The 9,494-nt window shown below is 68.4% G+C and carries 8 protein-coding genes; 4 read left to right on the top strand and 4 right to left on the bottom strand.

The window, feature by feature from the left end; translation table 11 throughout:
- Both C4N9_RS22410 and C4N9_RS21500 read left to right on the top strand, forming a co-directional pair.
- A partial coding sequence (locus C4N9_RS22410; RefSeq protein WP_146195182.1) for an EF-Tu C-terminal domain-related protein occupies positions 1-108 on the top strand: 108 nt, incomplete at its 5' end.
- A gap of 206 nt (positions 109-314) precedes the next feature.
- Positions 315-1,832, top strand: a complete 1,518-nt coding sequence (locus C4N9_RS21500) for a YifB family Mg chelatase-like AAA ATPase (RefSeq protein ID WP_109535400.1) — start codon at positions 315-317, stop codon at positions 1,830-1,832.
- Here the strand turns inward: C4N9_RS21500 and C4N9_RS21495 are convergent.
- The 4 genes from C4N9_RS21495 to rsmI all read right to left on the bottom strand — a co-directional run bounded on the left by C4N9_RS21495 (position 1,795) and on the right by rsmI (position 5,142).
- On the bottom strand, positions 1,795-2,700 hold the full coding sequence (locus tag C4N9_RS21495) for an alpha/beta hydrolase (RefSeq protein WP_109535399.1): 906 nt from the start codon (positions 2,698-2,700) through the stop codon (positions 1,795-1,797). The two genes, C4N9_RS21500 and C4N9_RS21495, sit on opposite strands and share 38 nt — an antisense overlap.
- Positions 2,697-3,638, bottom strand: a complete 942-nt coding sequence (gene gshB, locus C4N9_RS21490; RefSeq protein ID WP_109535405.1) for a glutathione synthase — start codon at positions 3,636-3,638, stop codon at positions 2,697-2,699. The genes C4N9_RS21495 and gshB overlap by 4 nt, the downstream gene beginning before the upstream one ends.
- 175 nt (positions 3,639-3,813) lie before the next feature.
- Positions 3,814-4,167, bottom strand: coding sequence for a YraN family protein (locus C4N9_RS21485; RefSeq protein ID WP_109535398.1), 354 nt, complete (start codon positions 4,165-4,167; stop codon positions 3,814-3,816).
- A 12-nt stretch (positions 4,168-4,179) separates the two neighbouring features.
- On the bottom strand, positions 4,180-5,142 hold the full coding sequence (rsmI, locus tag C4N9_RS21480) for a 16S rRNA (cytidine(1402)-2'-O)-methyltransferase (RefSeq protein ID WP_109535397.1): 963 nt from the start codon (positions 5,140-5,142) through the stop codon (positions 4,180-4,182).
- Positions 5,143-5,342: 200 nt separating this feature from the next.
- On the opposite strand from rsmI, the gene C4N9_RS21475 reads away from it, so the two are divergent.
- On the top strand, positions 5,343-6,536 hold the full coding sequence (locus tag C4N9_RS21475; RefSeq protein WP_109535396.1) for a penicillin-binding protein activator: 1,194 nt from the start codon (positions 5,343-5,345) through the stop codon (positions 6,534-6,536).
- 107 nt (positions 6,537-6,643) lie between these two features.
- On the top strand, positions 6,644-9,442 hold the full coding sequence (locus C4N9_RS21470) for a [protein-PII] uridylyltransferase (RefSeq protein ID WP_168192317.1): 2,799 nt from the start codon (positions 6,644-6,646) through the stop codon (positions 9,440-9,442).
- Positions 9,443-9,494 lie beyond the last annotated feature (52 nt).

The raw sequence follows: 9,494 nt of genomic DNA, 5'->3' as shown, positions 1-9,494 counted from the left end.
GAAGTCTCGCTGATCGCCCCGATCGCCATGGAAGAGAAGCTGCGCTTCGCCATCCGTGAAGGCGGCCGTACCGTCGGGGCAGGGGTCGTCTCCAAGATCATCAAGTGATCCTGGACACTCCGGGCGCCGCCGGCGTCGTGTCGAAAATCATCAAGTCATCGGTCCCTGACCGGAAACTTGACGCGGGCGCCCCTCGAGGCGCCCGTTTGCATGGGGCGGTCCGCTTCCGAGTGCTGCTGTTCCGTTAACCTCTCTTAAATAGTTAACCGCGATCCTGAGCCCGTTCGGCAGGGGTTTGGAAAGCGGGGGGACGGATGCTGGCCTGCGCGCGCAGTGTGGCCTTCGACGGGCTCGAGGCCCGGCTGGTCGAGGCGCAATGCGTGCTTTCGCCCGGCCTGCCCGCGTTTCACGTCGTGGGCCTGCCCGACAAGGCGGTCTCGGAAGCGCGCGAACGCGTGCGCGCCGCGCTGACCTCGCTGTCGATCGCCCTGCCGCCCAAGCGCATCACCATCAACCTGTCACCCGCCGACCTGCCCAAGGAAGGCTCGCATTTCGACCTGCCCATCGCGCTGGCGCTGCTGGCTGCCCTGGGCATCATCCCGCCCGAGGATCTGGCGCAATCGGTCTCGCTGGGCGAATTGTCGCTCGACGGCGCGCTGGTCCCGGTGGTCGGGGCGCTGCCCGCCGCGATGGCCGCCGCCGCCGCCGATTGCGTGATGATCTGCCCGCGTGCCTGCGGTGCCGAAGCCGCCTGGGTCGGCGCCGCGCAGGTCTTCGCCCCCGCCAGCCTGCAGGAAGCCATCGCCCATTTCACCGGTCGCGCCCCCCTGCCCCGCGCCCGCCCGGGCGAGGTGACCGAGCCGCCGCCAACCCGCGACCTGCGCGACGTGAAGGGGCAGGAACGCGCCAAGCGGGCGCTGGAGATCGCGGGGGCGGGGCGTCACCACCTGCTGATGATCGGTGCGCCCGGTTCAGGGAAATCCATGCTCGCCGCGCGGCTGCCCGGCCTGCTGCCGCCGCTGTCCCCCGGCGAAGCGCTGGAAACCTCGATGATTCATTCCCTGGCCGGGCTTCTGGACGATGGCGGCATCTCGCGCCAGCGCCCGTATCGCGAACCGCATCACACGGCGTCAGTCGCGGCCATCGTTGGCGGCGGCAAGGGCGCGAAGCCGGGCGAGATCAGCCTGGCCCATAACGGCGTGCTGTTCCTGGACGAATTGCCCGAATTTCCCCGCGCGGTGCTGGAAACCCTGCGCCAGCCCATCGAGACGGGCGAGGTCGTCGTCGCCCGCGCGAATGCCCATGTGCGCTATCCCTGCCGTTTCCTGCTGGTCGCCGCGGCCAATCCCTGCCGCTGCGGGTTCCTGGCCGAGCCGGGGCGCGCCTGCAACCGCGCGCCGTCCTGCGGCGAGGATTACATCGGCCGCATTTCCGGTCCGCTGATGGACCGTTTCGACCTGCGGCTCGATGTGCCCGCCGTCGGCTGGGCCGATCTGGACCTGCCCGCCTCGGGCGAGACCTCGGCGGTGGTCGCCGCGCGCATCGCCGCCGCACGGGCGCGTCAGGCGCAACGCTTCGACGGCCTGCCGGGTCTTCGGGTCAATGCCGATGCCGAGGGCGCGCTGCTGGAAGAGATCGCCGCGCCCGATACCGAGGGTCGCGCGATCCTGGCCCGCGCGGCAGACCGGTTCGGACTGACCGCGCGCGGCTACCACCGGGTCCTGCGGCTGGCGCGGACCATCGCCGATCTCGAGGGCAGCGCCGACATCCGCGCGCCGCATGTGGCCGAGGCGATCAGCTTCCGGCTTCTGGTGCCAGAACCCGCCGGATGAAGCGCGCGGTGTCGTCCAGCGTGTCGCGTGCCTCGGGCAGCCAGTTGAACAGCATCGGCCAGACATGTGGCAGATCGCCGGCCAGCCGGATCTCGGCGCGCGGCAGCCGACCGCGCATCCGCAGGGCGTCGTCGCGCAGGATCTCAGTCTGCGCGGCATGGATCAGCACCGGCGGCGGCGCGGGAAACTCGGCATGGAGCGGCGAGAGGCGGGGATCCATCGCGTCCTGCGGCGTGGCCCCGCCCAGGATCATCGCGCGGATCTCGGTCAGGCGGTGGCCCGGCAAAAGCTGATCGCGCGAGGCGTTGGTCACGAGCGACGCCCCCGACAGGGTAAGGTCGGTCCAGGGCGAGAAGCCGACATAGCCTGCCGGGCGCAGACCGCGCGCGCAGAGCCGGGCCAGCAGCGCGAGCGCCAGCCCGCCGCCCGCGGAATCCCCCGCCAGAACAAGGCTTTCGGGACTGTGACCCAGCGCAAGCAGCCCGTCATAGGCGGCCTCGGCATCCTCGAAGGCGGCGGGAAACGGGTGTTCGGGGGCCAGCCGGTATTCGGGCATGAAGACCCGCGCCCCGGTGCGGCGGGCCAGCTCGGCGGCCAGGGGAAGATGGGTGCGCGGGCTGCCCATCAGGTAAGCGCCGCCGTGGAAATAGACGATCACGCCGCTGTCGTCGGGCCGGTTCGACACCCACAGGCCGGGGACACCCCCGGCGCGGCCGGGCAGGTCCAGCGTGCCGGGCGGGACGCGGAGGCTGCGGCGCGCGAAGCGTTCGAACCGCGCCCGCGCCGCGAGCGGGTCGCGCTGCCGGCGCAGGGCCGGGCGCGAGACGCGATGCGCGAGGGCGCGGATCACCTGCGCCTGCCAGCTCATGAGGCGGCGCGCTTTTCCTCCAGAACCTCCCAGATACGCCCGGCAACATTGATGCCGTCGAATCGCTCGAGCTCCTGGATCCCGGTCGGCGAGGTCACGTTGATCTCGGTCAGCCAGTCGCCGATCACGTCGATACCGACGAAGACCTGGCCCTTCTCGCGCAGAAGCGGGCCGATCCGCGCGCAGATCTCGCGGTCGCGTTCGGTCAGCGCGACTTTTTCGGGGCGTCCGCCGACATGCATGTTCGAGCGCGTCTCGCCCTCGGCCGGCACGCGGTTGATCGCGCCGATCGGCTCGCCATCGATCAGGATCACGCGCTTGTCGCCCTTGGACACGGCGGGCAGGAATTTCTGCACGATCAGCGGTTCGCGCGAGAAACCGGTGAACAATTCGTGCAGCGAGGACAGGTTGCGGTCGTTGTGATCCAGCCGGAACACGCCCGCACCGCCATTGCCGTAGAGCGGCTTCAGGATCACGTCGCCATGGCGATGCTTGAAATCCTTGATCTCGTCGAGCGAGCGGGCGATCATCGTTGGTGGCGTCAGGTCCGGGAACTGCAAAACCAGCAGCTTTTCCGGGTAGTTACGCACCCAGAACGGGTCATTCGCCACCAGCACCTTGTCGCGGATCATGTCCAGCAGATGCGTCGTGGTGATATAGCCCATGTCGAAAGGCGGGTCCTGACGCAGCCAGACGACATCCATCGTGTCCAGCGCGATCCGCTCGACCGGCCCGAAATCGACATGCGCGCCTTGGCTGCGCCGGACGGTGAAGGGCCGCGCCTTGGCGTAGAGACGGCCTTCGTCGAAGGTCAGCTTGTCAGGGGTATAGACCCACATGTCATGGCCGCGCGCCTGCGCTTCCTCGGCCAGGCGGAAGGTCGAATCCGCGTTGATGTTGACGCCCTCGATCGGGTCCATCTGGAAAGCGATTCGCAGCGCCATGCCACCTCCTGCCGGTCAATCCGGACGCGGCAGAATGCCGGCCCACAGGATAGATGGCCCAGACGCGGGGAAGTTTCAATTGCCCGGCGCAAGTCCCGTGTTTCACCACAGCCCCCGACACCGTCATGGCTCGCAGACCGATACGCCCGGGCCGCAGGTTTCGCCGCCGTCAGGCGCAGAGCGCGTTTTCCAGGATCTCGATCCGGCCCATCCCGTCGACCAGCGCCACGTCGAAACGCGCGGGCGTGTTCAGGCCAAGCGGGCAGGTACCCAGAAATTCCGACGCGCTGTCAAAGAGCCGCCGGATCTGCCGGGCCGACAGCCGTTCGGCGGCGCGGGCATGGCTGCGGCTCTTCTTCACCTCGATGAAGACGAAGCCGTCGCCGTCGCGCATCACCAGGTCGATTTCCCCGCCCTTGCCGCGCCAGCGCTGCTGCACCAGCGGGAAACCCCGGCGCTGATAGTCGCGCGCGACCTGCCCCTCGGCGGAAAATCCCGCGTGATAAGAAACCGACCCGCTCATCGTCCTTTCCTTTCAGTCGTCATCCTTCGCCAGCGCAAGCGCCCGCTGATAGACCTGCCGCCGCTTCAGGCCGGTAGCTTCGGTCACCGCATCGACCGCCTCGCGCAGCGACGCACCGTCCATCGCCGCCCGCAATGCCGCATCGAGATCAATGTCCTGAGCCTGCGCGTCCGGCCGGCCCAGCAGAACGACGATCTCGCCTTTCAGATCGCGCCCTTCGATCGCCCGGGCGACATCGTCCAGCGTGCCGCGAATCACTTCTTCGTAGCGTTTGGTCAATTCGCGGCACAATGCCGCCTCGCGTCCGCCATGGTGCGCCAATTCCCCTAACAATCGGTGAACGCGCTTGGGGCTTTCATACAGGACCAGCGTCGCGGGGATCGCCGTCACTTCATCCAGCCACGCGCGCCGCGCCCCGCCCTGCGCGGGCGGGAAGCCCACGAAACAGAAGCGGTCGCTTGGCAGTCCCGCCACCGCCAGCGCGGCCAGCACCGCCGAGGCGCCGGGTGCGGCGAGCACCGTGTGGCCCTCGGCCGTGGCGGCGCGGGCCAGCTGAAAGCCCGGATCGGCCACCAGCGGCGTTCCCGCCTCGCTGGCATAGGCCACCGATTTTCCCTCGGCCAGATACGCCATCAGGCGCGGCCGGACCTGCGCGCCGTTATGGTCGTGATAGGCGATCAGCGGGCGCCCGCCCAGCCGGACGCCGTGGATCTCCATCAGCCGGCGCAGGCTGCGGGTATCCTCGGCCGCCAGCACGTCGGCCCCGGCAAAGAGGTCGAGCGCGCGCAGGGTGATGTCGCGTGCCGCGCCGATCGGGGTCGAGACCAGATGCAGCCCCGGCGCAATCCGCCCCGGCGCGCGGCGCCAGCCCGCGCCGCCCTCGCCCGCCGCATCGGCGGAGCCTTGCGCATCGGCGCCCGCTTCGGGTCCGGTTTCGGGGCTTTCGGGGCGCTCCGGCTTATCGTCCTGGGTCATGCTCGCTCCACAGACACGTTTACTTCACCCCTGCTGTTCAATACTGTTGCCCGCGTTGCAACCCGCTGCAAGCCGCAGCCCGATAATCGCCCTTGTCATCCCCCCGCACCGATGCAGATCGGTGTCATAACCCGGTTGTGAACAGGCCCCCGTTTTCCAACCGTCCCAAGACCCGAACCAAAGTCACCGAGAGGACTTCGATGCGCGCCATCTTCAGACCCCGCCGCACCCTGCAAAGCCTGACCCGTCGCGGCGCCCTGATCGGTCTTCTGGCCCTTGCCGCCTGCGGTCCTGTCAATCTGGGCGGCCTGAGCGGCGGCGGGACTGCCAGCATCGACCCCGAGGCGCCGGTTTCCGTGGCGCTTCTGGTTCCGGCGGGATCGGCGACGCAGGGGAACGACATCCTGGCCTCGAACCTGGAAAACGCGGCGCGGCTGGCGGTGGGCGACCTGACCGGCGTGCAGATCGACCTGCGCGTCTATTCCACCCAGGGCGACCCGGCGATTGCCGCGCAGGTGGCGCGCCAGGCGGTGGACGAAGGCGCGCGCATCATCCTGGGCCCGGTCCACGGCGCCGAGGCGACGGCGGTCGGCACCGCGGTCGCGGGCGACGGCATCAACGTGCTGGCCTTTTCCAACAACCCGGCCATCGCGGGCAACAACGTCTTCGTGCTGGGCCTGACGCCCGACAACGCGGCGCGGCGCATCCTGACCTATGCCAATGCCAATGACCGCGGGCAGGTGATGGTGATCGGCGAGCGGACGACGGGGGGCGAGCTGATGCTGGCCGCGGTCAACCGGGCCGCCGCCGAAACCGGGGCGCAGATCGTCGCCACCGAGACGTATGAGTTCTCGCAACAGGGCATCGTCAACGCCTTGCCGCAACTGGCCTCGACCGCGCGGTCCTCGGGCGCGCGCTCGATCCTCTTCACCGCCGACAGCGCGGGCGCCCTGCCGGTTCTGGCGCAGCTTCTGCCCGACAACCGCATCGCCCCGCCTCAATTCCAGTTCATGGGCGTGACGCAATGGAACGTGCCGCCCGCAACGCTGCAGCTGCGCGGCCTGCAGGAGGGCTGGTTCACCCTGCCCGACCCGGCCGTCACCGGGCAGTTCGAATCCCGCTACGAGGCCGCCTATGGCGCCGCGCCGCACCCGATTGCCGGTCTGGCCTATGACGGGATCGCCGCGATCGGCGCGCTGCTGGGGACGGGTTCGCCCGATGCCTTCTCGCGCGCGTCGCTGACGCAGGGATCGGGCTTTGTCGGCGTCAACGGCGTGTTCCGCTTCCTGCCCGACGGCACCAACCAGCGCGGGCTGGCCGTGGCCGCGATCCGCGACAACGCGGTGGTGATCCTGGATCCCGCGCCGCGCAGCTTCGCGGGCACCGGGCTGTGACGCCGCGCTAGTCCTGCCCCTTGAGCGGCCATCCCGCCGGATGGCCCCGGCAGGGATGGCCCAAGGCCCCTCAGAGAGGTTCTGTCGTGACGATTGCCGACCCCGCCATGCCCCTTCAGGCCCAGCGGCGCTACGCGCTTCCCCCGGCGCCCGAACCGGGCGAGGCGATGATCGTCGATGAAACCCGGATCTGCGACCTGGACCGGCTGGATACCGCTCTGCGCGACGGGATCACGGCCCTGGACGACCCGCGCGAGATCCGCGCTTTCGCCGTCAAGACGCTGGGACAGGCTTTGCGTGACGGAAACGCGGTCTTGGCCGACACCCTGTCCACCGCGCCGCGCGATTCCCGCTCGTTCGTGCGGGCGCAGACATGGCTGGTCGATGTCGTGGTGATCTCGGCCTTGCGTATCGCCCAGCTTGACCTGCATCCCAACGGCGCGCCCTCTAAGGGGCAGCGCATGGCGGTGCTGGCGGTGGGCGGCTACGGGCGGGCGGAAATGGCGCCGCATTCCGATGTGGACCTGCTGTTCCTTCTGCCCGCCAAGATCACCGGCTGGGCCGAAAGCGTGATCGAATCCACGCTTTACATGCTGTGGGACCTGAAGCTGAAGATCGGCCATGCCTCGCGCACGGTGGATGAATGCCTGAAGCTCGGGCGCGAGGATTACACGATCCGCACCGCGCTGCTGGAAACCCGCTATCTGACCGGGAACGAGGCGCTGTCGCAGACCCTGCGCAAACGCCTGCGGGCCGAGCTGTTCGCCACCACCCAATCCGATTTCGTCGAGGCGAAGCTCGCCGAGCGGGCCGAGCGGCACCGCAAGCAGGGCGGCCAGCGCTATGTGCTGGAGCCCAATGTGAAAGAGGGCAAGGGCGGGCTGCGCGACCTGCAGACGCTCTACTGGATCGCCAAGTATATCTACGGCGCCGACAAGGCCGCAGAGCTGGTCGGTCACGGCTTTTTCACCGAGGCCGAATACCAGAGCTTCCGCGCCGCCGAGACCTTCCTGTGGGCCGTGCGCTGCCATCTGCATTTCCTCACCGGCCGCGCCAGCGACACGCTGAGCTTCGACGTGCAGCCCGAAGTGGCCGAGCGGATGCTGTATATCGACCATGGCGGGCGCCGCGCGGTCGAGCATTTCATGCAGGATTACTTCCGCCACGCCACGCAGGTGGGCGAGCTGACGCGCATCTTCCTGACCGGGCTGGAAGCGCGCCACGTCAAGAAGGCGCCCGCGCTGATGCGGCTTCTGCGGCGGCGCAAGAAGGTCAAGGATGGCTACCGGGTCGATCTGAACCGGCTCAACATCGTCGATCCGAAGGCTTTTCTGCAGGACCCGCTCAACATGCTGCGGCTGTTCGAGGAAGCCTTGCGCACCGGCCTGCTGATCCATCCCGACGCGATGCGGCTGGTTTCGGCCAATCTGCACCTGTTCGAGACGGGCCTGCGCGAATCGCCCGAGGCGGTGCGCATCTTCCTTGACCTGCTGCTCAAGCACGGCAACCCCGAGCGCGCGCTCAGGCGGATGAACGAGCTGGGTGTGCTGGCCGCCTTCATTCCCGAATTCGAGCCGATCGTGGCGATGATGCAGTTCAACGTCTACCACCATTACACGGTGGACGAGCATACGATCCAGGTGATCTCGACCCTGGCACAGATCGAGCGCAAGGAACTGATCGAGGAATTGCCGCTGTCGTCGAAGATCCTCGATGCGGGCGTGAACCGGAAGGTCCTGTATATCGCGCTGCTGCTGCACGATATCGGCAAGGGCCGGCCCGAGGACCACTCGATCCTCGGCGCGCAGATCGCGCGCAAGGTGGCGCCGCGGCTGGGGCTGAATCCCGAGGAATGCGAAACCGTGGAATGGCTGGTGCGCCATCACCTGTTGATGTCGGACGTGGCGCAAAAGCGCGACATCGCCGATCCGCGCACGATCCGCGACTTCGCCAAGGCGGTGAAGACCCGCAAGCGGCTTGACCTGCTGACCGTGCTGACGGTCTGCGACATTCGCGGCGTCGGCCCGAATACGTGGAACAACTGGAAAGCCATGCTGCTGCGCCAGCTCCATGCGCGGACCAGCGACCTGCTCGAAGGCGGGGCCGAGGCGCTGAACCGCTCGCACCGCGAAAACGAAGCCAAGCGCGCCCTGCGCGAGGCCCTGCCCGACTGGTCCCGCGCCGATCTGCGCGCCGAAACCGCGCGCCATTACGGGCCCTACTGGCAGGGGCTGATGACCGACACGCATGTGGTCTTCGCCAAGCTGCTGCGCGGCCTGTCCGACAGCGAAATCCGCGTCGATCTGCAACTGGTCGAAGACCGCGATGCCACCCGCGTCTGTTTCGCGCTGGTCGATCATCCCGGCATCTTCTCGCGCTTGTCGGGGGCGCTGGCGCTGGTGGGTGCGAATATCGTCGATGCGCGCACCTATACCACCAAGGACGGCTACGCGACGGCCGAGTTCTGGATCCAGGACGCCGAGGGCAAGCCCTACGAGGCCGCGCGCCTGCCGCGCCTGCGCAAGATGATCGAACGCACTTTCGCGGGCGAGGTCGTGGCGACGCAGGAATTCGTCAGCCGCGACAAGGTCAAGCGCCGCGAGCGGCAGTTCCGGGTGCCCACCAAGATCGTGTTCGACAATGACGGTTCGGATATCTACACGATCATCGAGGTCGATACCCGCGACCGGCCCGGCCTGCTGTACGACCTGACGCGGACTTTGGCCGCCAACAACATCTACATCGCCACCGCCGCCATCGCGACCTATGGCGTGCAGGTCGTCGACAGCTTCTACGTCAAGGACATGTTCGGCCTGAAACTGCACGCCAAGTCGCGGCAGGAATCCCTGGAAAAGAAACTCCGCGCCGCGATCGAGGCCGGGGCCGAACGCGCGCGGCAGGGCTGAGCGCACCGATGCCGGCGCCGTGAAGCCCCCGCCGCAGGCCCTTTAAATCGCT

Source organism: Pararhodobacter marinus, assembly GCF_003122215.1.
In the GTDB taxonomy this organism is placed as follows: Bacteria; Pseudomonadota; Alphaproteobacteria; order Rhodobacterales; family Rhodobacteraceae; genus Pararhodobacter; species Pararhodobacter marinus.
The sequence above is the reverse complement of the archived record's forward strand: the minus strand, read 5'-3'. Positions and strand labels throughout refer to the sequence as shown.